Genomic DNA, 23,412 nt, shown 5'->3' with positions numbered 1-23,412 from the left:
GCGCGGTGACCTCCCTGAACAGCCACGGGCTGCGTTTCGCCTTCGGCACCCTGACCGTGCTCCCCGTCCGCGTGACCCGCTGGGACCGTGCGACCGCCCGCGCCGGGATGCTCTGCGCCCCGCTCGCCGGGCTCGTCGTGGGTCTGCTCGCCGCCGCCCTCGGCTCGCTGTCGCTGCTGGCCGGCCCGGGGCCGCTGCTCGCGGCGGTGGCCTCCGTCGCGGTGCCGGCCGCGCTCACCCGGGGGCTGCATCTGGACGGTCTGGCGGACACGGCGGACGGCCTCGGCAGCGGGAAACCGGCCGAGGACGCGCTGCGGATCATGAAGCAGTCCGACATTGGGCCGTTCGGTGTCATCACGCTGCTGCTGGTGCTGCTGGCCCAGGTCGCGGTCCTCTTCGAGCTGTACGGGCAGGGCTGGGCGCACGGGGCGCTCGGGGCCGTCGTCGCGGCCGTCGCCGCCCGGCTCGCGCTGACCCTGGCGTCCCGTCAGGGCGTCCCGGCGGCCCGGCCGGAAGGGCTCGGGGCGACGGTGGCGGGCACGGTTCCGGCCGGGCGGGCGCTGCTCGCGGTGGTGGTGACGGTGGCGCTGTGCGCGGCGGCGGGCGCGCTGCTGGGCCCGTACGCGGCGCTGCGCCACGCGCTGGCGGTGCTCGGCGCGCTCGCCGCCGCCGAACTGCTGCTGCGGCACTGCGTACGGCGGTTCGGCGGGGTCACCGGGGACGTCTTCGGGGGCGTCGAGGAGACCGCGGCGACGGCGGCCCTGGTGGTGCTGACGCTCGGCACCTGACGGCGTGGCGCTTCGGGCGATCCCCGGCGCGGCGGCAGGGAACGGCCCGCCGCCGTCACGGAGCAGGAACCGCGCGCGTAGGCTCATTCCCGGCACATCGTCGGGGCGTCTACGATGCGCCGGGCACGGTCGGCCCACCCCTCGACCGAACTCGAACTCAACGGAAGCGAGATTTCACCACCGTGACTGCTCTCACTCTCAGCACTGCCGGTGCGGCGACGCTGCGCGCCGACGCACTCGTCGTCGGCGTCGCCAAGGGCGTCAAGGGACCGGTCCTGGCGCCCGGTTCCGAGGCCGTGGACAAGGCGTTCGACGGAAAGCTCGCCGCCGTCCTCGCGACCCTGGGCGCCACCGGTGCCGAGGGCGAACTGACCAAGCTGCCCGCCGCGTCCGGCCTCAAGGCCCCGGTCGTCGTCGCGGTCGGTCTCGGTCCGGTCCCGGACAAGGAGGACGCGTACGACGCCGAGGCGCTGCGCCGCGCGGCGGGCACCGCCGCCCGTGCGCTGACCGGTTCCAAGAAGGCCGGCTTCGCGCTGCCCGCCGGCTCCGTCGAGGACGCCGCCGCCGTCGCCGAGGGCGCGCTCCTCGGCTCGTACGCCTTCACCGCCTACCAGGGCGGCGAGAACAAGCTGGCCCCCAAGGACGCGAAGTCCAAGGACAGCGGCCCGAAGCTGCCGCTCGCCGAGGTCGCCCTGCTCGGCGCCAAGCCGCGCGACAAGGCCTACAAGGCCGCGGTCGAGCGCGCCCTCGCGCTGGTCGAGGAGATCAACCGGGCCCGCGACCTGATCAACACCCCGCCGAACGACCTGTACCCCGAGTCCTTCGCCGCCGTGGCCACCGCCGCGGGCAAGGAGCACGGCATCAAGGTCCAGGTCCTCGACGAGAAGGCGCTCGTCAAGGGCGGCTTCGGCGGCCTCCTGGGCGTCGGCCAGGGCTCCACGCACGGCCCGCGCCTGGTGAAGCTCGCCTACACGCACCCGAAGGCGGAGAAGACCCTGGCCCTCGTGGGCAAGGGCATCACCTACGACTCCGGCGGCATCTCGCTCAAGCCGGCCGGCCACAACGAGACGATGAAGTGCGACATGAGCGGCGCCGCCGCCGTGTTCGCCGCCGTCGTCACGGCCGCCCGCCTGGGCCTGAAGGTCAACGTCACCGGCTGGCTGGCGCTGGCCGAGAACATGCCCTCCGGCAACGCCACCCGCCCCGGTGACGTGCTGCGCATGTACAGCGGCAAGACCGTCGAGGTCCTCAACACCGACGCCGAGGGCCGGCTCGTCCTGGCCGACGCGCTGACCCGCGCTTCGGAGGAGAAGCCGGACGCGATCGTCGACGTGGCGACCCTGACCGGTGCGATGGTGCTGGCGCTCGGCAACCGCACCTTCGGTGTGATGGCCAACGACGACGCCTTCCGTACGTCGATCCACGAGATCGCCGAGGAGGTCGGCGAGGCCTCCTGGCCGATGCCGCTCCCCGCCGACCTCCGCAAGGGCATGGACTCCCCCACCGCCGACATCGCCAACATGGGCGAGCGGATGGGCGGCGGCCTGGTCGCCGGTCTGTTCCTGAAGGAGTTCGTGGGCGAGGGCATCGCCTGGGCCCACCTGGACATCGCCGGCCCGGCCTTCCACGAGGGCGCGCCGTACGGCTACACCCCCAAGGGCGGCACCGGCTCCGCGGTCCGCACCCTGGTGCGGCTCGCCGAGCGCACCGCCGACGGCGACCTCGGCTGAGCCGGACCCCGCCGATGACACGTACGGCCCCGGGCACAGGTCCGGGGCCGTACGTGTTGCCCGGGCGGGACCGTCCGGGGCGGAACCGGTGACCAGAGACCGGGTTTCGCTCTCGACGAACACCGACCGAATCCGTAGGTATCTACGCAGCAGTAACCCTCCGGAACGGATGATCGTCCGTCCCGGACCCGGGCCCCGCGTCCCGCCCACCGTCGACAAGTGCGAAGATGGGTTCTCGGCAGGACAGGGCCCCCACCACAGGGCCGAAGACAAAAGCGGCCGCACACCAGCCGACCGGCCGGTCACACCCCAGCGACGGGGCCCGGCATACGGCGCACATGCATGGAGGACGTGACGTGGCGAACGACGCCAGCACCGTTTTCGACCTAGTGATCCTCGGCGGTGGCAGTGGCGGTTACGCCGCGGCCCTGCGCGGAGCGCAGCTGGGCCTGGACGTCGCCCTGATCGAGAAGGGCAAGGTCGGCGGCACCTGCCTGCACAACGGCTGCATTCCCACGAAGGCACTGCTGCACGCGGGCGAGATCGCGGACCAGGCCCGCGAGTCGGCCCAGTTCGGCGTGAAGGCCACCTTCGAGGGCATCGACATGGAGGCCGTCAACAAGTACAAGGACGAGGTGATCTCGGGCCTGTACAAGGGTCTCCAGGGTCTCATCGCCTCGCGCAAGGTCCACTACATCGAGGGTGAGGGCAAGCTCTCCTCGCCCACCTCGGTGGACGTGAACGGCCAGCGCATCCAGGGCCGCCACGTGCTGCTGGCGACCGGCTCCGTGCCGAAGTCGCTGCCCGGCCTGGAGATCGACGGCAACCGGATCATCTCCTCGGACCACGCGCTGAAGCTGGACCGCGTGCCGAAGTCCGCGATCGTGCTCGGCGGCGGCGTCATCGGCGTCGAGTTCGCCTCGGCGTGGAAGTCGTTCGGCACCGAGGTCACCATCGTCGAGGGCCTCAAGCACCTCGTCCCGGTCGAGGACGAGAACAGCTCCAAGCTTCTCGAGCGCGCGTTCCGCAAGCGCGGCATCAAGTTCAACCTCGGCACCTTCTTCGACAAGGCCGAGTACACCCAGGACGGCGTCCGCGTGACGCTCGCCGACGGCAAGACCTTCGAGGCGGAGGTGCTGCTGGTCGCGATCGGCCGCGGCCCGGTCTCGCAGGGCCTCGGTTACGAGGAGCAGGGCGTCGCGATGGACCGCGGCTATGTCCTGGTCGACGAGTACATGCAGACCAACGTGCCCACGATCTCGGCCGTCGGCGACCTCGTCCCGACCCTCCAGCTCGCCCACGTCGGCTTCGCCGAGGGCATCCTGGTGGCCGAGCGGCTGGCCGGTCTCAAGACCGTCCCGATCGACTACGACGGCGTGCCCAAGGTGACGTACTGCCACCCCGAGGTCGCCTCCGTCGGCATCACCGAGGCCAAGGCCAAGGAGATCTACGGCGCGGACAAGGTCGTCGCCCTCAAGTACAACCTCGCGGGCAACGGCAAGAGCAAGATCCTGAAGACCGCGGGCGAGATCAAGCTCGTCCAGGTCAAGGACGGTGCCGTGGTCGGCGTCCACATGGTCGGCGACCGCATGGGCGAGCAGGTCGGCGAAGCCCAGCTGATCTACAACTGGGAGGCACTGCCCGCCGAGGTCGCCCAGCTCATCCACGCACACCCGACGCAGAACGAGGCGATGGGCGAGGCTCACCTGGCGCTGGCCGGCAAGCCTCTCCACGCCCACGACTGATCCCCCGGTCCCGGGCGCGACGACCGACCACTTCCGCATTTTTGTAAGGAGCAACTGAAACCATGTCGGTTTCCGTAACCCTTCCGGCGCTCGGCGAGAGCGTCACCGAGGGCACTGTCACCCGTTGGCTGAAGGCCGAGGGCGAGCGCGTCGAGGCCGACGAGCCGTTGCTCGAGGTCTCGACCGACAAGGTCGACACCGAGATCCCCGCCCCCGCGTCCGGTGTGCTGGCTTCCATCAAGGTCGCCGAGGACGAGACCGTCGAGGTCGGCGCCGAGCTGGCCGTCATCGACGACGGCTCGGGCGCTCCGGCTGAGGCCGCGGCCCCCGCCACCGAGGCCCCTGCCGCTCCGGCCGAGGCTCCGGCCCCGGCCGCCGAGGCCCCCGCCGCTCCGGCTCCCGAGGCCCCGGCTCCGGCCGCCGCCCCGGCCGGTGGCGCGTCCGGCACCGACGTCACCCTCCCGGCGCTCGGCGAGAGCGTCACCGAGGGCACCGTCACCCGCTGGCTCAAGGAGGTCGGCGAGGAGGTGGCCGAGGACGAGCCGCTGCTGGAGGTCTCCACGGACAAGGTCGACACCGAGATCCCCGCCCCGGTCGCCGGTGTGCTGCTGGAGATCGTGGTCGGCGAGGACGAGACCGCCGAGGTCGGCGCCAAGCTCGCCGTCATCGGCGCCCCGGGCGCGGCTCCGGCCGCCGCTCCGGCGCAGCCCGCCGCCCCGGCCCAGGAGGCCCCCGCGGCTCCCGCCCCGGCACCGGCCGCCCCCGCCGCTCCGGCTCCGGCCGCCCCGGCGCCGGCTCCGGTCCAGGCCCCGGCCCCGGCGGCTCCCGCCGCTCCGGCACCGGCGCAGCCCGCGCCCGTAGCCCCGGCGCCGGCCGCCCCGGCCGCGCCCACCGGTGACGACGGCGCGTACGTCACGCCGCTGGTCCGCAAGCTCGCGTCCGAGAACAACGTGGACCTGAGCTCGGTCAAGGGCACCGGCGTCGGTGGCCGTATCCGCAAGCAGGACGTCGTCGCCGCCGCGGAGGCCGCCAAGGCCGCCGCGGCCGCTCCGGCCCCGGCCGCTGCTCCGGCGGCCGCCAAGGCGCCGAAGCTGGAGGCGTCCCCCCTGCGCGGTCAGACGGTCAAGATGACCCGCATGCGCAAGGTCATCGGCGAGAACATGATGAAGGCGCTGCACTCGCAGGCCCAGCTGACCTCGGTCCTCGAGGTCGACATCACCAAGCTGATGAAGCTGCGCAACCAGGCGAAGGCCTCCTTCGCCGCCCGTGAGGGCGTCAAGCTGTCCCCGATGCCGTTCTTCGTGAAGGCGGCGGCCCAGGCGCTGAAGGCCCACCCGGTCGTCAACGCCCGGATCAACGAGGACGAGGGCACCATCACGTACTTCGACTCGGAGAACATCGGCATCGCCGTGGACGCCGAGAAGGGTCTGATGACCCCGGTCATCAAGGGTGCGGGCGACCTGAACATCGCCGGTATCGCCAAGAAGACCGCGGAGCTCGCGGGCAAGGCGCGCGGTGGCGGCCTGACGCCGGACGACATGTCCGGCGCCACCTTCACCATCAGCAACACCGGTTCGCGCGGCGCCCTGTTCGACACGGTCATCGTGCCGCCGAACCAGGCCGCCATCCTGGGCATCGGCGCGACGGTCCGCCGCCCGGTGGTCATCGACCACCCGGACCTCGGCGAGACCATCGCGGTGCGCGACATGACGTACCTCTCGCTCTCCTACGACCACCGTCTGGTGGACGGCGCGGACGCCGCCCGTTACCTGACCTCGGTCAAGGCGATCCTGGAGGCCGGTGAGTTCGAGGTCGAGCTCGGCCTCTGAACGCCCCCGCTGTAACCAGCCTCACCAGCGGCGCCCCCGTCCGGAACTCTTCCGGGCGGGGGCGCCGCCGTATTGTCTAAACAGCCCGGGAGGCCCACCGCCACCGTGATGATGTAGGCAGCACCGGTCTGCCCTGAAGGAGCACCTCATGACCCCGCCCGTCGTCCACTCGCTGCGCGAACAGATCCGCGAGCACATCGTGGAGGGGATCGTCAGCGGGCGCTGGAAGCCGGGCGAGCGGATCGTGGAGCGCCGGATCGCCACCGAGCTGGAGGTCAGCCAGACGCCCGTGCGCGAGGCGCTGCGTGAGCTGGAGACGCTCCGGCTGATCGAGTCGGCCCCCAACAAGGGCGTCCGGGTCCGCAATCTGACCGCCGCCGATCTGGAGGAGAGCTACCCGGTCCGGGCCGGCCTGGAGCAGATCGCGGCCGAGCTGGCGGCCCCCCGGCTCGGCCAGGACTGCTCGGCGCTGGCCCCGCACGTGGCCGCGCTGTACGAGGCGGACCGGCTGGCCGACGGCGAGGCGCAGGTGCGGCACACGGTGGGCTTCCACCGGGAGATGGTGCGCGCCGCCGGGAACGCGGTGCTGCTGCACACCTGGGAGGGGCTGGGCATCGAGGTGTTCACGGCCCTGTCGATCCGCTGGCTGGGCACGGTGCAGAAGTCGTACGCGGAGGAGCACCAGGCGCTCATCGACGCGTTCCTCGCCGAGGACCCGCAGATCGGGGCCCTGGTGAAGGCGCATGTGCTGGGTTGCGCGCCCCGCGCCTGACCCGTCCGCGAGGCTCCGATCATCTGGCGCCCGACCTGCTCTTCCGTGCAGGTCAGCGCCCTATTTGCACGCTATTTCGCGTCACTCCGTGCCCTGTTTCGAGGCACCCCATGCCACTTTTCTTCGTATCGAGAAGTTTTGCCTTCAATCCTTTGATCGATCATCGATCAGCGCCTTACAGTTCACTTCGCGGGCCCACCGGCCCCATCGCTCTGTCCTGCCAGATAGAGCCTTCTCCACCCCCCTCCTCTCCGGAAGGCGGCGATCATGACCGACCCCGTAGGAAAGCTTCCGAGCGAGCTCGACCAGCTCCCGGACCGTGACCCCGAGGAGACCGCCGAATGGGCGGCCTCCCTGGACGCCGTCACCAAGGCTGCCGGCCCGCACCGCGCCGCATACCTGATGCGCCGCTCGCTGCAGCACGCCGAGGGCGCCGGTCTCGCGCTGCCCAAGCTGCTGGAGACCGATTACGTCAACACCATCCCGACCGCCGCCGAGCCCGCGTTCGACGGCGATCTGGAGATGGAGTCGAAGATCACCGCGTGGAACCGCTGGAACGCGGCCGCGATGGTGACCCGTGGCGCCCGGTACGGGGTGGGCGGCCACATCGCCACCTTCGCCTCGGCGGCCTGGCTCTACGAGACCGGCTTCAACCACTTCTTCCGCGGCAAGGAGGGGGACGGCTCCGGCGACCAGCTCTACATCCAGGGCCACGCCTCCCCCGGCATCTACGCCCGCGCCTTCCTCGACGGCCGGCTCACCGAGCACCACCTCGACAACTTCCGCCAGGAGGCGGGCGGCGAGGGCCTGCCCTCCTACCCGCACCCGCGGCGGCTGCCCTGGCTGTGGGAGTTCCCCACCGTGTCGATGGGCCTCGGCCCGCTCTCGGCCATCTACCAGGCGCGCTTCAACCGCTATCTGGCCAACCGCTCCATCAAGGACACCGCCAACTCGCACGTCTGGGCCTTCCTGGGCGACGGCGAGATGGACGAGCCCGAGTCGACCGCCGCCCTCGCCCTCGCGGCCCGTGAGCAGCTCGACAACCTGACCTTCGTCATCAACTGCAACCTGCAGCGCCTCGACGGCCCGGTCCGCGCCAACTTCCGCGTGGTCCAGGAGCTGGAGGCGCAGTTCCGCGGGGCCGGCTGGAACGTCGTCAAGACGCTCTGGGGCAACGCCTGGGACGAGCTGTTCCAGCTGGACACCCAGGGGGCGCTGCTGCGCCGCCTGCGCGAGGTCCCGGACGCGCAGTTCCAGACGTACGCCACCCGCGACGTCGCCTACATCCGCGAGCACTTCTTCGGCGCCGAGCCCGCCCTCGTCGAGCTGGCGAAACTGCTCACCGACGCGAAGATCGCCGAGTGTTTCTACACCTCGCGCGGCGGCCACGAGGCCCGCAAGGTCTACGCGGCGTACAGGGCGGCGATCGAGCACAAGGGCGCGCCGACCGTGATCCTGGCCCAGACGGTCAAGGGCTACACGCTCGGCAAGGGCTTCGAGTCCAAGAACGCCAACCACCAGATGAAGAAGCTGTCGATCGACGAGTTCAAGGGCATGCGCGAGCTGCTCGGCCTCCCGATCCCCGACAGCGCCTTCGAGGACGGTCTGGTCCCCTACGGCCACCCCGGCGCCGACTCCCCCGAGGTCCGCTACCTCCAGGAGCGCCGCGCGGCCCTCGGCGGTCCGGCCCCGGCCCGCCGGCTGCACGCCTCCGCGCCGCTGCCGCAGCCCGAGGAGCGCGCGTTCAAGGCCCTGTACAAGGGGTCCGGCAAGCAGGAGATGGCCACCACCATGGCGTTCGTCCGCCTGGTGAAGGACCTGATGCGGGACAAGGAGACCGGCAAGCGCTGGGTGCCGATCGTCCCGGACGAGGCCCGTACCTTCGGTATGGAGTCGCTCTTCCCGTCGGCCGGCATCTACTCGCCGCTGGGGCAGACGTACGACCCGGTCGACCGCGACCAGCTGATGTACTACAAGGAGGCCAAGGACGGCCAGATCCTCAACGAGGGGATCACCGAGGCCGGCGCCATGGCCGACTTCATCGCCGCCGCCACGTCGTACGCGACGCACGGCGAGACGATGATCCCGTTCTACATCTTCTACTCGATGTTCGGCTGGCAGCGGACCGGCGACCAGATGTGGCAGCTCGCCGACCAGCTCGGCAAGGGCTTCATCGTCGGCGCCACGGCGGGCCGTACGACCCTGACGGGTGAGGGCCTCCAGCACGCGGACGGCCACTCGCACCTGATCGCGGCCACCAACCCGGCCTCGCTCAACTACGACCCGGCGTTCGCGTACGAGGTCGCGGTGATCGTCAAGGACGGTCTGCGCCGGATGTACGGTCCCGACGCCGAGGACGTCTTCTACTACCTGACGGTCTACAACGAGCCGAAGCCCCAGCCCGCGATGCCCGAGGGCGTAGAGGAGGGCATCGTCAAGGGCCTGTACCGCTTCAAGGAGGGCACGCACGCGAAGGCGGACGCGCCGCGCCTGCAGCTGCTCGCCTCCGGCACGGCGATCCACTGGGCCCTGGAGGCCCAGGAGCTGCTGGCCGCCGACTGGGGTGTCACGGCCGACGTCTGGTCCGCCACCTCGTGGGGCGAGCTGCGCCGCGACGCGTTGGCGGCCGACGAGGCGCTGCTCCGCGGTGAGCAGCAGGTGCCGTACGTGACCCAGGCGCTCTCCGGTGCGCCGGGCCCGGTGCTCGCGGTCAGCGACTGGATGCGCCAGGTCCCGGACCAGATCAGCCAGTGGGTGGAGCAGGACTGGTCCTCGCTCGGCACGGACGGCTTCGGCCTCTCCGACACCCGCGACGCGGCCCGCCGCCACTTCGGCGTCGACGCCCGGTCGATCGTGGTGGCCTCGCTGGCCCAGCTCGCCAGGCGCGGCGAGGTCCCGGCCTCGGCGGTCAAGGAGGCCCGGGAGCGCTACGGCCTCTGAGCCCCGCTCCCGTGGAGCCCGGCCGAACCCCCGGTCACCGGGCGGGCGCGCCCGACAGCGCGCCTGCCCGGCGGCCGGGGGTTCCGGCGTGGGACCGGCCCGCCCTGCCGCCACAATGGGCTCATGCGTGCTGCCCGGCTGATCAAGATGGTGCTGCTCCTGCAGGCCCGCCCCGCGATGACCGCCGCCGAGCTGGCGGCCGAGCTGGAGGTGTCGGAGCGTACGGTCACCCGGGACGCGCAGGCGCTCTCCGACGCGGGCGTCCCGGTCTACGCGGAGCGCGGCCGGGCCGGCGGCTACCGGCTCGTCGGCGGCTACCGCACCCGGCTGACCGGCCTCGCCCGGGACGAGGCGGAGGCGCTCTTCCTCTCCGGACTGCCCGCGGCGCTGCGCGAGATGGGCCTGGAGGACGCGGCGTCGGCGGCCCGCCTCAAGGTGTCGGCCGCGCTGCTGCCCTCGCTGCGCGACGCCTCCTCCTCCGCCGCCCGCCGCTTCCACCTGGACGCGCCCTCCTGGTACCACGAGCCGGAGACCCCCGAACTGCTGCCCGCCATCGCCGACGCGGTCTGGGACGACCGGCTGCTGCGGGCCCGCTACCGCCGGGGCGGGGGCCGCGAGGCCGGCGACGGAGGTACGGAGGTGGCGCGGGAGCTCGCTCCGTACGGTCTCGTCCTCAAGGCCGGCGTCTGGTACCTGTGCGCCCGGGCGGGCGAGGACTTCCGGGTCTACCGGATCGACCGGTTCACCGCGGCGGAGCCCGCCGAGGAGCGCTTCGAGCGGGACGAGACCTTCGATCTGCCCGGGTTCTGGGCGGAGCGGGCCGCCGGGTTCGCCCGGTCCCTGCTGCGGACCGAGGTGACCGTACGGGTGTCCGGGCGCGGGGCGCGGATGCTCGCGTACGCCGGTGACCGGGCGGCGGCCGCGGCGGCGCTCGCGGAGGCATCCGAACCGGACCCGGACGGCTGGCGCACGCTCACGCTGCCGGTGGAATCGCCGGATGTGGCGTACGGCCAGCTGCTGGCGCTGGGACCCGAGTTGGAGGTGCTGGCGCCCGAGTCGCTGCGCCTCCGGTTCGCGGCGGCCGCCGAACGTCTGCGCGAGATGTATCGCTGAAAGGCTTCAATTCGGTGTCTGCGCGTGCGGGAGCCCTCGTCAGGCTGGATGCTGGACCCGTGATGGACGAAACGGAATTCTGGGAGATCATCGACAGCACCCGCGAGGCCGCCGAGGGCGACCCCGAGGACCACGCCGACCTGCTGGTGGAACGGCTGGTGCAGCTCGATCCCGATTCCGTGCTGGACTTCGCCCGGCACTTCGAGGCCCGCTACAACCGCGCCTATGCCTGGGATCTGTGGGGCGCGGCGGCCGTGCTGCTGGGCGGGGCGAGCGACGACGCGTTCGACTACTTCCGCTGCTGGCTGATCGGCCAGGGCCGGGAGGTCTTCGAGGGGGCGCTGCACGATCCGGACAGCCTGGCGGAGCTGCTGGAGGACTTCGACGAGGAGATCGACGGGGACGGCGAGGATCTGGGGTACGCGGCCGACGAGGCGTACGAGCAGCTCACCGGGGTGGTCGCGCCGGACCTGGGGCTGCCGCCGCAGACCACGGAGCCGCTGGGCTCCCCGGTCGACTTCGAGGACGAGGAGGCGCTCGCCGCCCGCTTCCCCGAGCTGTGGGACCGCTTCGGGCCCACCCCGTAGCGGGTGCGTCAGGCGGGTCCGAGCGAGCGGCCCATGCAGACGTCGTCGACGTAACGCCCGTTCAGGAAGAACTCCCCGGGCAGCACCCCTTCGACGGCGAAGCCCTCGGAGGCGTACAGCGCGCGGGCCGGGTCGTTGTGCCCGAGGACCCGCAGGGTGATCCGGTTGGCGCCCTGGCGGCGGGCCTCGGCGAACGCGGCCCGCAGCAGGGTCCGCCCGACGCCGGCCCCGCGCGCCCAGTTCGCCACCGCGAGGCCGCGTATCTGGCGCACATGGGCGTTCGAGGCGAGCGGGGTGGGCGGGACGAGCCGGATGTACCCGGCGATGCCCACCTGCTCGTCCGCCGTCTCCGCCTCCACCACGAGGAAGTCCCCCGGCCCGTGCCCCTCGTCGAAGAAGGGCTCGTACGGAGGCACCGGCCGCGGCAGGACCGCGTGCAGCGTCGACCAGGTGGACCGGTCGAGCTCGGCGAGTTCGTCGTCGTCGGCGGGCACGGCGGGGCGGACGGGGCGGAGGGTGAGTGCGGCCATGGGGTCACTGTGCCACGCGGTGTTCCCGGTGTTCGAGGCGATTCATGGGGCAGGATGGGCCCATGCCGAGCTCCCGTATCGCCGTCAGCGGATCTTCCGGACTCATCGGAGCGGCGCTGGTGCGCTCGCTGCGCACCGACGGGCACGAGGTGGCCCGCCTGGTGCGCCGGCCCGCCAGAACCGGCGACGAGGTCGAGTGGGACCCCCAGCGGGGTTACGTGGACGTGGCCGGGCTCGTCGGCTGCGACGCCGTCGTGCATCTGGCCGGGGCCGGGGTGGGAGACCACCGCTGGACCGAGGCCTACAAGCGGGAGATCCGGGACAGCCGGGTCCTCGGCACGGCCGCCGTCGCCGAGGCCGTCGCCTCGCTCGACGCCCCGCCCCGCGTTCTGCTCTCCGGATCCGCCATCGGCTTCTACGGCGACACCAGGGACAGGCCGGTGGACGAGAGCGCGCCGCCCGGGGAGGGGTTCCTGCCCTCGGTCTGCGAGGAGTGGGAGGCGGCCACCGCCGCCGCCGAGGAGGCGGACATCCGTACGGTGCACGCGCGGACCGGCCTGGTCGTCGGCCGCGAGGGCGGGGCCTGGGGGCGGCTCTTCCCGCTGTTCAAAGCGGGTCTCGGCGGGAAGCTGGGCAACGGCCGGCAGTACTGGAGCTTCATCGCGCTGCACGACCACGTCGCGGCGCTGCGCCACATCCTGGACACCGAGTCGCTGACCGGGCCGGTGAACCTGACCGGTCCGGAGCCGGTCACCAACGCCGAGGTGACCGCCGCGATGGGCCGGGTGCTGCGCCGCCCGACGCTGTTCCCCGCGCCGGCGCCCGCGCTGCGGCTGGTGCTCGGGGAGTTCGCGGAGGATGTGCTGGGCAGTCAGCGGGTGCTCCCGTCGAAGCTGCTCGACTCCGGCTTCACCTTCGCCTTCCCCGGCATCGACGGGGCGATCCGCGCCGCGCAGCGCTGACCGTCGGCCCCTTCGGGGTCCGCCCGGTGCGGCGTGTGCGACCCCGTGCCCCGGTGCTCCCCGGCGCGCGTCTGACCCAGTATCAGCCATCCTCCTAGCCTCGATGCGAACTCCGGCATTCCGGGGGCCTGTTGGGGGCAAGAGCCCCCCACCAGTCGCACCGACTCGGGGAGGGGCACGTGCGCAGCACGGCACACCACGCAGACGTGGTCATCATCGGGGCCGGAATCGCCGGCCTGTCAGCGGCCCACCTGCTCATCGGGGCGGGGCTCGGCGTCAGCGTCCTGGAGGCGGCGCCCCGGGTGGGCGGCCGGCTCGCCACCGACGAGGTGGACGGGTTCCGGCTGGACCGGCTCGGCCCGCTCCTCTGCACCTCCTGGCCCGAGCTGGCCGGCACCCCGGGGCTCGGCGCCCCGGAGCTGCGGGAGTTCGCGCCGGGGCTCCTGGTCCACAGCGAGGGCCGCCGCCATCTCACCGGCGACATACGGAGCGCGAGGGGCGCACTCAAGGCGGCACGCACCCGTTCGAGCGCCCCACGAGCGCCCCGCACGCCCTGGGCGGCGCAGAGCACGTACGGGCACGAGCACGGAGCTCCGGCACGCGGCGGCGGCCGGGGCGGGGTGGTGACCGGGGCGATCGACCGGGCCCGGCTGGGCGCGGCGCTGTCCCGGCTGGCGGCCACCCCCCGGGCCCGGCTGCTGGCCCGCCCGGAGCGCACGGTCGCCGGAGCGCTGGCCGGCGTCGGGCTGCCCGCCCGTACGGTGGACGGCGTCCTGCGCCCGCTCCTCACCGCACTGCTCAGCGACCCCGCCCTCACCACGTCGAGCCGGTGCGCCGATCTCGCGCTGCGGGACTACGCACGCGGCGGGCTGTGCGTACCGGCGGGCGGTTCGTCCGCGCTGCCGGAGCTGCTGGCGGCCTCGCTGCCGCCTGGCACGGTCAGGACCGGGGTGCATGTGACGGCCGCCGACATCACCTCCGTACGCACCAAGGAACACGGTGAGCTGGGGTGCCGTTCGCTGCTGCTGGCGACCGGCGCGGGGGCGGCGGCCGAGCTGCTGCCCGGTCTGCGGGTGCCGTCCTTCCACCCGGTGACGGTCCTTCACCACACAGCGCCCGTCCCGCCGCCGACGGGCAGGTCGCTGGTGCTGGACGGGGACCGGTCGGGCCCGGTGGCGTACACCGCGGTGATGAGCGAGGTCGACCCCTCGCGGGCGCCGGAGGGCCGGGCGCTGATCACCTCGACGGTGCTCGGCACCCCGCCGCCGGACCTGGACCGCTCGGTGCGGGCGCATCTGGCGTCGCTGTACGGCGTGCCGACGGACGGCTGGGAGCTGCTGGCGGCCCATCACGACCCGGAGGCGGTGCCCGCGATGGAGGCCCCGCACGATCCGCGCCGGCCGGTGCGGGTGCTGGCCGGGCTGTATGTGTGCGGCGACCACCGCGACACGAGCTCGGTCCAGGGCGCGCTGCACTCGGGCCGCCGGGCGGCGGAGGCGATCCTCACCGACCTGGCCGTGCCCGGCGCCCATGAGGGGAGCCTGCCCCGGGCCGCGTGAGCCCCGGGCCGCCGCGTCCCGTGAGCCCTGGGTCGCCGTGTCCCGCGGGGCTCAGCCGAGGGCGGCGACCCGGTCGCGGTAGCCGCGTACGGCGACGGCGTCCCGGTAGGGCTCCAGGCTGCGCTCGAAGACGCGTACGTACTCCGTGGCGCGCACCGAGCGCATCTCGGCCGCCTGCTGGGCCGCCTCCGCGCCCAGCTGGCAGGCCTGGTCCAGCTCGCCCAGGCCGAGGCGGGCCGAGGCGAGGACCACCCGGCAGAACAGCCTGCTCCGGGCGTACGCCGGGGCGCGCAGCGCGAGCGACCGCTCGGCGTGCTGGGCGGCGGCCCGGTACTGCTGGAGGTCGCGGTGGCAGTGGCTCAGCTCGTCGGCGAGCTGCGCCTCGTCGAAGGTGCGGGCCCAGTGCGGCACCTCGTCGCCGGGGCGGGCGGCCTCCAGGGCGTGTTCGGCCCGGGTCAGGGCGGCGGTGCAGGAGCGCGCCTCGCCGAGCACGCCGTGGCCGCGCGCCTCCACCGCGTGCAGCAGCGCCTGGACGAGGGGCGGAGCCGCCGAGCCGACCCCCTGCTGGGCGACCCGGGCGAGCTGGACGGCCTCCCGGCCGTGCCCGAGGTAGACCGCCTGCCGGCTCATCGTGATCAGCACATAGGCGCCGTAACCGCGGTCGCCGGCGGCCTGGGCGAGCCGCAGCGCCTGGACGAAGTACCGCTGGGCGAGGCCGTGGGCGGCGATGTCGTACGAGGTCCAGCCGGCCAGCCGGGTCAGGTCGGCGACCGCGGCGAACAGCCGTCGCCCGGTGGCCTCGCCGTACGTGCCCCGGAGCATCGGCTCGGCCTCGTGCTCCAGATACCGCACGAGGGCCTGCCGGGCGTGGCCGCCGCCGTACGCGTGGTCGAGGGTGCGGAAGAGCTCGCCGACCGAGCGCAGCGCGGCGACGTCCCCGCCGCCGACCCGCAGCCCGGTGCCGCTGTTGGTCTGCCGCTGGCGCGGGACCACGGGCAGCGGCCCCGCGGTCGTCGGCGGGTGCGCGGCGGGCGGATGTGTGGCGGGCGGGCCCGGGGGCGTGGGCCGCAGCGGTCCGGCGGCCGGGCGCGGCAGGCCCCGGCCCTCGGTGCGCTGCGCCCCGTCCGTACGCCCGGACGCCCCGGCCTCTCCCCCGGCCCGGCGGGCGGCGCCGCCGTCCCGGGCCACCCATTCGTCGGCCCGGCCGATCAGCCAGTCCCGGCTGGGCACGACGAGTCCGGCGGGCGTGAAGGCGATCTTGCGAAACTCCGTGTGCGTACCGGAGTCCTTGCGCCAGAGGCCGCTGACGATGTCGACCGCCTCGGTGGGCGTGGCCGCGAACTCCAGCCCCGCGTAGACGGGGGCGCAGGCGTCGAGCCCGAGATCCTGCGCGGAGAGCCGTCGCCCGAGCCGCCGGGTGAACACCTCGGCGATCAGCGCGGGCGTGGTGCCGCGCGGCTGCTGTCCCCGGAGCCAGCGGGTGACCGAGGTTTTGTCGTACCGCAGGTCGAGGCCGTGTTCGAGGCCGAGCTGATCGACCCGGCGGGCCAGGCCTGCGTGCGAGAACCCGGCTTCCGCGATGAGTGAGGCGAGTCGGCGGTTGGGCGTGCGCTGCGGGGGTCGTTCCGACATCGCTGTACGGTCTCCTGCCTTCGGGGCCGGACGGGCAGCCCTCATGGGAACGGCGCGAATTTAGCGGCCACCGGGGCGGTCACCGCCACCCTTTGCTCCACGTTCATCCGATCGTGTGAGGATTCCGGACAGAGCTGACGGAAACGTCCGACACCTGAGTGCGGGGCCGGTGCGCCCAAGAGATCCGGGCCGGCGTGCCCGCGGGTGCGGGCCGACGTGCCCATGAGTGCGGTACGGCGTATCCCGGCTGCGGCCGTTCCACCTGCCGGGGGGCCGTTCGGGCGACGGCCGTACAGTGGATGCGGGCGCGATCAGTGCAGGGCGCCGTCATCCCGGGGACACCCCTCCGGGCATGCGGGGCCACCTAGGGAGGCATCGGTGAGCGAGCTGCGGTTCGTCCGTCTGGGCTTCGGCGAACAGGCCGTCGAATACACGGAGGCTTGGCAGAAGCAGCGGGAGGTGCACGCGGACCGGTTCGAGGACCGCGTGCCGGACACCTGTCTGCTCCTGGAACACCCTCCCGTCTACACCGCGGGACGCCGCACGGCGGACAGTGAGCGGCCGCTGGACGGCACCCCGGTCATCGATGTGGACCGCGGCGGGAAGATCACCTGGCACGGCCCCGGGCAGCTCGTCGGCTACCCGATCCAGAAGCTGCCGCGCCCGGTCGACGTCGTGGCGCACGTGCGCCGGCTGGAGGACGCGCTGATCCGCACGGCCGCCGACTTCGGCGTGGAGACCACCCGGGTCGAGGGCCGCAGCGGCGTCTGGGTGCTCGGCGACCCGGTCGAACAGCGCCAGGCGCTGGGCGGCCTCTCGCTGGACTTCGACCCGCGACTCCAGGACGAGGAGTTCGACCCGCGGCTGAACGGCCCGGAGTACGCCCCGTCCAACGCCGGCCAGCGCCGCGAGGACCGCAAGCTGGCCGCGATCGGGATCCGGGTCGCCAAGGGCGTCACGATGCACGGCTTCGCGATCAACGTGAACCCGGACAACACCTGGTTCGACCGGATCGTGCCGTGCGGCATCCGCGACGCCGGGGTCACGTCCCTCTCCAACGAGCTGGGCCGGGAGATCACGATCGAGGAGGTGCTGCCGGTCGTCGAGAAGCACCTGCGGGACATCCTGGAGAACGCGGAGCTCGCTCCGCGGGCGGTGGACCAGCCGAAGGCCGCGGCCCCGGCTCCGACGCCCGCCCCGGCGCCCGCGCCCGCCTAGGGCCGACCGGCCGTACCGGCCGGTAGCCCCGACCGCCGCCATCGGCCGGGGAATAGGCCCCGCCGGCCGCAGGTTGGGCAGGCGTAGGACCGTCTGATGTACGGGCGTACCCTGGTGTTAGCCAAAGAATCCAAAGCACATCCGAACCGCGGTTCGAACCGCGAAGCGAACCGCGAAGCGAACCGCGAATCCAACGCAGCAGATAGCAAAGGGGAGCCGGAGTGTCCGCTGTCGCACCCGACGGGCGCAAGATGCTGCGCCTGGAGGTCCGAAACAGCCAGACCCCCATCGAGCGCAAGCCCGAGTGGATCAAAACGCGGGCGAAGATGGGCCCCGAGTACAAGCAGCTGCAACAGCTGGTGAAGGGCGAAGGGCTGCACACGGTCTGCCAGGAGGCGGGCTGTCCCAACATCTTCGAGTGCTGGGAGGACCGCGAGGCCACCTTCCTCATCGGCGGCGACCAGTGCACCCGGCGCTGCGACTTCTGCCAGATCGACACGGGCAAGCCGCAGGCGCTGGACCGTGACGAGCCCCGCCGTGTCGGCGAGTCGGTCGTCACGATGGACCTGAACTACGCCACCATCACCGGCGTCGCCCGCGACGACCTGGAGGACGGCGGCGCCTGGCTGTACGCCGAGACCGTCCGCCAGATCCACGCGCTCACCGCGGAGCGGGAGGCCGGCGCGACCAAGGTCGAGCTGCTGATCCCCGACTTCAACGCGGAGCCCGAGCAGCTCGCCGAGGTCTTCTCCTCGCGCCCCGAGGTGCTCGCGCACAACGTGGAGACGGTGCCGCGGATCTTCAAGCGGATCCGCCCCGGCTTCCGCTACGAGCGTTCCCTGGAGGTCATCACCCGGGCCCGCGAGGCCGGTCTGGTCACCAAGTCCAACCTGATCCTCGGCATGGGCGAGACCCGCGAGGAAGTCAGCGAGGCGCTCCAGGACCTGTACGACGCAGGTTGCGAGCTCATCACGATTACGCAGTACCTCCGCCCCTCCGTACGGCACCACCCGGTCGAGCGCTGGGTGAAGCCGATGGAGTTCGTCGAGCTGAAGGACGAGGCCGACGCGATCGGCTACTCCGGCGTGATGTCGGGTCCGCTGGTGCGGTCCTCGTACCGCGCGGGCCGTCTGTTCCAGCAGGCGATGGAGGCGCGCGGCGTCGCCGCCGGGAGCATCCAGGCCGCACCGGCCGTGTGAATCCGCTCACGAGCGGCTACCGCGCCGTAACCGCGTGACCGAAGCGGTCCGGACGCTCCCCGCAGGTGGGGGACGCGTACGGACCGCTTCGGCGTGCGCGGCACCGGAATCAAGGCTTCATTGGTGTTTGACCGCCCGGTCACGCGCTGGTAACACCAAGCAGTGACCCTAGGTACACGTGCGGCAGCGACTCCGGCAGCCGCCGCCGTCACTGCTTCCCACACTCATCCGCGCCCCCGGGGCGCATCCTTCCGAGGGGGAACACCACGATGCAGGCCGCACCGGTCCGCGCCCACGCTCTTCCGTCCGTCACCACCGCCCTGCGCGCGGTCGAGTCGCTGCTGCTGAGCGGCGGCCAGCGCACCGCCCGCCGCAACGCCTGGACGGCCGTCCTGGAGGACCGCCGCCGCGCCAAGGACCGGGTGGAGGCCCAGCACGTGCTGGAAGCCGTGGCCGACCACCGTTCCTAGGTCGCTCCCACGTTCCTGGACCGCTCCCACGTTCCTGACTCGCTCCCTCGCCACGTAAACTTCGGTACATGGCGAGGAAGGCAAAAACTGAAGGCGCGGACAGCGCCGAGAACGCAGGGCGGCTCAAGCAGATCGCCCTGACCTACAAGATGACCAAGCGGACCGACAGCAAGATCGGTCTTGTCGTCGCGGGTGTCGGAATCCTCACGTTCGGTGTCCTCCTCGGCATCGGCTTCGCGATCGGCCACCCGGTCTATCTGGGCATCCTGGGCTTCGTCCTGGCCGTCCTCGCGATGGCGATCATCTTCGGCCGGCGCGCCGAGCGGGCGGCCTTCGGACAGATGGAGGGCCAGCCCGGAGCGGCGGCCGCCGTCCTGGACCGGATCGGACGCGGCTGGACCACCACCCCCGCGGTGGCGATGAACCGCAGCCAGGACGTCGTCCACCGGGCGGTCGGCAAGGCCGGCATCGTCCTGGTGGCCGAGGGCAACCCGAACCGGGTGAAGAGCCTGCTGGCGGCCGAGAAGAAGAAGATGGCCCGCATCGTGGTGGACGTGCCGGTGCACGACATCATCGTCGGCAACGGCGAGGGCCAGGTGCCCCTGAAGAAGGTCCGCACCAAGATGCTGAAGCTCCCCCGCGTCCTGACCGGCCCGCAGGTGACCGCCACCAACGACCGGCTGCGCGCGATGGGCGACCTGATGAGCAACATGCCGCTGCCGAAGGGCCCGATGCCCAAGGGCATGCGGATGCCGCGCGGCGGAAAGATGCGCTGACGGCGGCGGCCGACGTACGCACACGACGGGGCGGCCCCGGACCGGTGAACGGTCCCGGGGCCGCCCCGTTTCTCACGCCTCCGGGCGGCCGGGGTCCCATCCGGGCCGACCGCATCGGAAGGTCACACGCCTCGCACGGCCACACGCACCGGGAGGTCACACCCCTCGGAAGGTCACACTCCTCGGAAGGTCACACGCACCGGGAGGTCACACCCCTCGGGAGGCTACGGGGGTCACATCCGCACCTGTACGGAACGCGACAGCCGGTCGTGCAGCCCACGCCCGTCGCGGTCCCAGACCAGCGCGGGGATGACGAGCAGCAGCAGTACGGTCCGCACGGCCACGCGCACGAGCCCGAGCCGCCCGCCGCCCTCGGCGACCACCCGGACGCCCAGGAGGCGCTTGCCGGGCGTGCAGCCGATGGTCCCGACGGTCAGCAGGCTCATCACGAGGAAGATCCCGAGCGCCCAGTTCCCGGCCGCCTGCTGGTCACCGCGAGCGAACAGCCCGTATGCGATCACCATGCAGAGCGACCAGTCGATGAAGAGGGCCCCGAAGCGCCGCCCGAGCGGAGCGACCGAGCCGGGCCCCTCCTCGGGCAGCCCCAGCCCCTTGCCCCGGTAGCCGAAGTCGGCGCCCATCTGTTCGGCGGCCGCGCGGGGCCCCGAGAGCCACGATCCGATTGCTTGCCTGTTGTCCACCCGTCCACGGTACTGCGCCCATGTTTGCCCCCGGCCGGGCGGGGCACGGAAACAGCCGCGCGGAGACAGCCGCTGAGATGCCGCCCACCACCGCCCCGGTTAACTTGGGCGAAACAAATGGGTCACGCTTGAGAAATCACGCCTGCCTATGGTCGGGTCCAGCGTGCGCCACCGCACTGGCCGCACCACGAGCTACAACCCCGTCCCTCCCGGGCCGGGAGTAGGAGGAGTTGGATGTTCCAGAACGCCGACGAAGTGCAGAAGTACGTAGCGGACAACGACGTCAAGTTCATCGATGTCCGGTTCTGCGACCTGCCCGGGGTGATGCAGCACTTCACGATCCCGGCAGCGACCTTCGACCCGGCCGAGGAACTGGCCTTCGACGGTTCGTCGATCCGCGGCTTCCAGGCCATCCACGAGTCCGACATGGCGCTGCGCGCCGACCTGTCGACGGCCCGGGTGGACCCCTTCCGCCGCGACAAGACCGTCAACATCAACTTCTTCATCCACGACCCGATCACGGGCGAGCAGTACAGCCGTGACCCGCGCAACATCGCCAAGAAGGCCGAGGCCTACCTCGCCTCGACCGGCATCGCGGACACCGCGTACTTCGGCCCCGAGGCCGAGTTCTACGTCTTCGACAACGTCCGCTTCCAGACGTCGGCGAACGAGAGCTTCTACCACATCGACTCCGAGGCCGGCGCCTGGAACACCGGTGCGGTCGAGAACAACCGCGGCTACAAGGTCCGCTACAAGGGCGGCTACTTCCCGGCCCCGCCGGTGGACCACTTCGCCGACCTGCGTGCGGAGATCTCCCTGGAGCTGGACAAGAACGGCCTCCAGGTCGAGCGCCAGCACCACGAGGTCGGCACCGCCGGCCAGGCCGAGATCAACTACAAGTTCAACACGCTGCTCGCTGCGGCCGACGACCTGATGCTCTTCAAGTACATCGTGAAGAACGTCGCCTGGCGCAACGGCAAGACCGCGACCTTCATGCCGAAGCCGATCTTCGGCGACAACGGCTCGGGCATGCACGTGCACCAGTCGCTGTGGCAGGGCGGCTCGCCGCTCTTCTACGACGAGCAGGGTTACGCCGGCCTGTCGGACATGGCCCGCTACTACATCGGCGGCATCCTGAAGCACGCCCCGTCGCTGCTGGCCTTCACCAACCCGACGGTGAACTCCTACCACCGCCTGGTCCCCGGCTTCGAGGCCCCGGTCAACATGGTGTACTCGCAGCGGAACCGTTCCGCCGCGATGCGCATCCCGATCACCGGCTCGAACCCGAAGGCCAAGCGCGTCGAGTTCCGCGCCCCGGACCCGTCCTCCAACCCGTACCTCGCGTTCTCCGCGCTGCTGATGGCGGGCCTGGACGGCGTGAAGAACAAGATCGAGCCGGCCGAGCCGATCGACAAGGACCTCTACGAGCTGGCTCCCGAGGAGCACGCCAACGTCCAGCAGGTCCCGACCTCCCTCCCGGCCGTGCTCGACGCCCTGGAGGCGGACAACGAGTACCTCCAGGCGGGCGGCGTCTTCACGTCGGACCTGATCGAGACGTGGATCGACTACAAGCGCACGAACGAGATCGCCCCGATCCAGCTGCGACCGCACCCGCACGAGTTCGAGCTGTACTTCGACATCTAAGCCACAGGTCGCGCCGACCGTGGGCCGTCGGCCGTACCCCTTCGGGGGTGCGGCCGACGGCCTTCTTCATGGGCCCACACGGTGAACCCCGCCCATGGCAGGACGTCGGTCCGGGTGGCCGACGCGGTCCGCGGTTCCGCCCTGAGGTGTCCGACGGTGGAGTCAGTGGGAATCAGGCATCTTGTAGTCGCCGGGCATGACCGCATAGCCCGGCACGGACGGCCAGCGGACCGTCAGGACCACCGACTCCTCCTCCGCGAACCATGAGTGATCGACTCCGCGCCCCCACACGACGTAGTCGCCCTGCTCCGCCAGCAGGACGTCACGGCCCGGCAGTTCGACGCGGAAGCGCCCGCTGATGAGAACCAGGAGAGCCGTGCGTTCCTCGCCCCTCACCCACTGCGATCGCCTGTCGGCACGGGGGTGGACGCCCCATTTGATCTCCACGGCCTCGCTGTGGCGCGGGTCGCCGGCGTCCTTGAAGTGCCCGAGGAGCCATCCTCGGTCCAGTGCCGCATCCTTGCCCGCGTTGCCCACGTACACGCTGTCGTTCACGTGAGGGACGCTAGCAGCGCCGGTCATGCGGCGGCGCTGCGCCGGGGAGCCCGCCGAAGCACGCCGTCCGTGCCGACCACGAAAGTGAACTGTTCGGTCAGCTCTGCCGCTGCCCGCCTCACGGTTCGCCTGACGGTCCGGTCCGGTCCGGTCAAGAAGCGTACGACCCTGTCGACTTGGCGTCGCTCCGGAAGTGGAACTGGTACTGCGTGTTGTCCTTGACGTTCGTGGCGATCACTTTCCAGCTGCCGGCCTTCGCGAGCTTGTAGTCGGCCTGGCAGCTCCTGCCACCACTCCGCGGGAGGAAGCAGACCTTCACGTAACGGTCCGTGCCGGTCTTGATGTTGATGTCGGCGCAGCTGCTCGTCGTCTTGAGGTAGTTGAACGTGGGGTAGTTCGGGTAGATCTGCGTGCCCGTCGCCTTCGTGTAGGTCCTGGCGTTGCCGTAGCAGGACTGGGCGGCCACCTCCCCCGGGGTGGCCGCGGTGGCGCTTCCGGTGGCGAGCAGGCCACCGCCGATGAGTGCGCCGGTCATGACGACGGTGGCGAACCGCTTGTGGAGGTTCATGGAGGGCCCTTCCCCGTTGGGTGTGCTGACGTGCGTCTCCCGCCACTGTGGCGGGCGGGCGGAGCAGGCCGTACCTACAACATTCCAGGTACCG

General features: G+C 72.0%; 20 protein-coding genes. 15 read left to right on the top strand and 5 right to left on the bottom strand.

Annotation, left to right across the window (positions count from 1 at the left end; translation table 11 throughout):
* The first annotated feature begins 5 nt into the window (after positions 1–5).
* The 8 genes from AC0VY3_RS09475 to AC0VY3_RS09440 all read left to right on the top strand — a co-directional run bounded on the left by AC0VY3_RS09475 (position 6) and on the right by AC0VY3_RS09440 (position 11,504).
* The gene (locus tag AC0VY3_RS09475) at positions 6–788 is read left to right on the top strand and encodes an adenosylcobinamide-GDP ribazoletransferase (RefSeq protein WP_242736532.1); all 783 of its coding nucleotides are present in this window, start codon (positions 6–8) and stop codon (positions 786–788) included.
* A 182-nt stretch (positions 789–970) separates the two neighbouring features.
* On the top strand, positions 971–2,518 hold the full coding sequence (locus AC0VY3_RS09470; RefSeq protein WP_103507406.1) for a leucyl aminopeptidase: 1,548 nt from the start codon (positions 971–973) through the stop codon (positions 2,516–2,518).
* Between the two features lie 356 nt (positions 2,519–2,874).
* Entirely contained in the window at positions 2,875–4,263 is a 1,389-nt protein-coding gene (lpdA, locus tag AC0VY3_RS09465) for a dihydrolipoyl dehydrogenase (RefSeq protein ID WP_103507405.1), read from the top strand.
* A gap of 62 nt (positions 4,264–4,325) precedes the next feature.
* Complete coding sequence (sucB, locus tag AC0VY3_RS09460) at positions 4,326–6,092, top strand: 2-oxoglutarate dehydrogenase, E2 component, dihydrolipoamide succinyltransferase (RefSeq protein ID WP_475549409.1); 1,767 nt, start codon at positions 4,326–4,328, stop codon at positions 6,090–6,092.
* A gap of 148 nt (positions 6,093–6,240) precedes the next feature.
* On the top strand, positions 6,241–6,864 hold the full coding sequence (locus AC0VY3_RS09455) for a GntR family transcriptional regulator (RefSeq protein WP_030586293.1): 624 nt from the start codon (positions 6,241–6,243) through the stop codon (positions 6,862–6,864).
* A 267-nt stretch (positions 6,865–7,131) separates the two neighbouring features.
* The gene (gene aceE / locus AC0VY3_RS09450; protein WP_103508292.1) at positions 7,132–9,804 is read left to right on the top strand and encodes a pyruvate dehydrogenase (acetyl-transferring), homodimeric type; all 2,673 of its coding nucleotides are present in this window, start codon (positions 7,132–7,134) and stop codon (positions 9,802–9,804) included.
* Positions 9,805–9,927: 123 nt separating this feature from the next.
* Positions 9,928–10,917, top strand: a complete 990-nt coding sequence (locus AC0VY3_RS09445) for a helix-turn-helix transcriptional regulator (protein ID WP_103508291.1) — start codon at positions 9,928–9,930, stop codon at positions 10,915–10,917.
* A 62-nt stretch (positions 10,918–10,979) separates the two neighbouring features.
* Positions 10,980–11,504 (top strand): DUF4240 domain-containing protein, encoded by a 525-nt coding sequence (locus AC0VY3_RS09440; RefSeq protein ID WP_242736522.1) that lies wholly within the window; start codon positions 10,980–10,982, stop codon positions 11,502–11,504.
* Between the two features lie 8 nt (positions 11,505–11,512).
* Here the strand turns inward: AC0VY3_RS09440 and AC0VY3_RS09435 are convergent, their stop codons facing one another.
* Entirely contained in the window at positions 11,513–12,034 is a 522-nt protein-coding gene (locus AC0VY3_RS09435; protein WP_475549408.1) for an N-acetyltransferase family protein, read from the bottom strand.
* A 62-nt stretch (positions 12,035–12,096) separates the two neighbouring features.
* Between AC0VY3_RS09435 and AC0VY3_RS09430 the strand changes: the two genes are divergently transcribed.
* Positions 12,097–12,996, top strand: a complete 900-nt coding sequence (locus AC0VY3_RS09430; RefSeq protein ID WP_475549407.1) for a TIGR01777 family oxidoreductase — start codon at positions 12,097–12,099, stop codon at positions 12,994–12,996.
* A gap of 179 nt (positions 12,997–13,175) precedes the next feature.
* Positions 13,176–14,555 carry an FAD-dependent oxidoreductase gene (locus tag AC0VY3_RS09425; protein WP_103508287.1) on the top strand — a complete coding sequence of 460 codons (1,380 nt, stop codon included), beginning with the start codon at positions 13,176–13,178 and terminating at the stop codon, positions 14,553–14,555.
* Between the two features lie 51 nt (positions 14,556–14,606).
* Here the strand turns inward: AC0VY3_RS09425 and AC0VY3_RS09420 are convergent, their stop codons facing one another.
* The gene (locus tag AC0VY3_RS09420; RefSeq protein WP_475549406.1) at positions 14,607–16,187 is read right to left on the bottom strand and encodes a regulator; all 1,581 of its coding nucleotides are present in this window, start codon (positions 16,185–16,187) and stop codon (positions 14,607–14,609) included.
* A gap of 378 nt (positions 16,188–16,565) precedes the next feature.
* Between AC0VY3_RS09420 and lipB the strand changes: the two genes are divergently transcribed.
* From lipB to AC0VY3_RS09400, 4 genes are all read left to right on the top strand, one after another.
* Positions 16,566–17,405 carry a lipoyl(octanoyl) transferase LipB gene (gene lipB / locus AC0VY3_RS09415; RefSeq protein WP_103509092.1) on the top strand — a complete coding sequence of 280 codons (840 nt, stop codon included), beginning with the start codon at positions 16,566–16,568 and terminating at the stop codon, positions 17,403–17,405.
* Between the two features lie 221 nt (positions 17,406–17,626).
* A complete protein-coding gene (gene lipA, locus AC0VY3_RS09410) occupies positions 17,627–18,604 on the top strand; it encodes a lipoyl synthase (protein ID WP_103509091.1) in 978 nt (325 codons plus the stop codon).
* Between the two features lie 269 nt (positions 18,605–18,873).
* On the top strand, positions 18,874–19,074 hold the full coding sequence (locus AC0VY3_RS09405; protein ID WP_096631684.1) for an SCO2195 family GlnR-regulated protein: 201 nt from the start codon (positions 18,874–18,876) through the stop codon (positions 19,072–19,074).
* Positions 19,075–19,142: 68 nt separating this feature from the next.
* Positions 19,143–19,850, top strand: a complete 708-nt coding sequence (locus AC0VY3_RS09400; RefSeq protein ID WP_103509090.1) for a DUF4191 domain-containing protein — start codon at positions 19,143–19,145, stop codon at positions 19,848–19,850.
* A 233-nt stretch (positions 19,851–20,083) separates the two neighbouring features.
* Here the strand turns inward: AC0VY3_RS09400 and AC0VY3_RS09395 are convergent, their stop codons facing one another.
* Complete coding sequence (locus AC0VY3_RS09395; protein ID WP_170994575.1) at positions 20,084–20,491, bottom strand: RDD family protein; 408 nt, start codon at positions 20,489–20,491, stop codon at positions 20,084–20,086.
* 294 nt (positions 20,492–20,785) lie between these two features.
* On the opposite strand from AC0VY3_RS09395, the gene glnA reads away from it, so the two are divergent.
* On the top strand, positions 20,786–22,195 hold the full coding sequence (gene glnA / locus AC0VY3_RS09390; RefSeq protein ID WP_030080762.1) for a type I glutamate--ammonia ligase: 1,410 nt from the start codon (positions 20,786–20,788) through the stop codon (positions 22,193–22,195).
* A gap of 162 nt (positions 22,196–22,357) precedes the next feature.
* Here glnA and AC0VY3_RS09385 read toward each other — a convergent pair whose 3' ends face one another.
* Both AC0VY3_RS09385 and AC0VY3_RS09380 read right to left on the bottom strand, forming a co-directional pair.
* Positions 22,358–22,750 carry a cupin domain-containing protein gene (locus AC0VY3_RS09385; protein WP_103509088.1) on the bottom strand — a complete coding sequence of 131 codons (393 nt, stop codon included), beginning with the start codon at positions 22,748–22,750 and terminating at the stop codon, positions 22,358–22,360.
* A 151-nt stretch (positions 22,751–22,901) separates the two neighbouring features.
* Positions 22,902–23,318, bottom strand: a complete 417-nt coding sequence (locus AC0VY3_RS09380) for a hypothetical protein (RefSeq protein ID WP_475549405.1) — start codon at positions 23,316–23,318, stop codon at positions 22,902–22,904.
* Positions 23,319–23,412: the final 94 nt, after the last annotated feature.

The organism is Streptomyces sp. iso_384, assembly GCF_056172905.1.
The sequence above is the reverse complement of the archived record's forward strand: the minus strand, read 5'-3'. Positions and strand labels throughout refer to the sequence as shown.

Coding starts and splice junctions, on each gene's coding strand:
- AC0VY3_RS09445 (WP_103508291.1), top strand. CDS start 9,928: ATGCGTGCTGCCCGGCTGATCAAGATGGTGCTGCTCCTGCAGGCCCGC.
- AC0VY3_RS09430 (WP_475549407.1), top strand. CDS start 12,097: ATGCCGAGCTCCCGTATCGCCGTCAGCGGATCTTCCGGACTCATCGGA.
- AC0VY3_RS09395 (WP_170994575.1), bottom strand. CDS start 20,491: ATGGGCGCCGACTTCGGCTACCGGGGCAAGGGGCTGGGGCTGCCCGAG.
- glnA (WP_030080762.1), top strand. CDS start 20,786: ATGTTCCAGAACGCCGACGAAGTGCAGAAGTACGTAGCGGACAACGAC.
- aceE (WP_103508292.1), top strand. CDS start 7,132: ATGACCGACCCCGTAGGAAAGCTTCCGAGCGAGCTCGACCAGCTCCCG.
- AC0VY3_RS09455 (WP_030586293.1), top strand. CDS start 6,241: ATGACCCCGCCCGTCGTCCACTCGCTGCGCGAACAGATCCGCGAGCAC.
- AC0VY3_RS09440 (WP_242736522.1), top strand. CDS start 10,980: ATGGACGAAACGGAATTCTGGGAGATCATCGACAGCACCCGCGAGGCC.
- AC0VY3_RS09380 (WP_475549405.1), bottom strand. CDS start 23,318: ATGAACCTCCACAAGCGGTTCGCCACCGTCGTCATGACCGGCGCACTC.
- AC0VY3_RS09420 (WP_475549406.1), bottom strand. CDS start 16,187: ATGTCGGAACGACCCCCGCAGCGCACGCCCAACCGCCGACTCGCCTCA.
- sucB (WP_475549409.1), top strand. CDS start 4,326: ATGTCGGTTTCCGTAACCCTTCCGGCGCTCGGCGAGAGCGTCACCGAG.
- AC0VY3_RS09400 (WP_103509090.1), top strand. CDS start 19,143: ATGGCGAGGAAGGCAAAAACTGAAGGCGCGGACAGCGCCGAGAACGCA.
- AC0VY3_RS09435 (WP_475549408.1), bottom strand. CDS start 12,034: ATGGCCGCACTCACCCTCCGCCCCGTCCGCCCCGCCGTGCCCGCCGAC.
- AC0VY3_RS09405 (WP_096631684.1), top strand. CDS start 18,874: ATGCAGGCCGCACCGGTCCGCGCCCACGCTCTTCCGTCCGTCACCACC.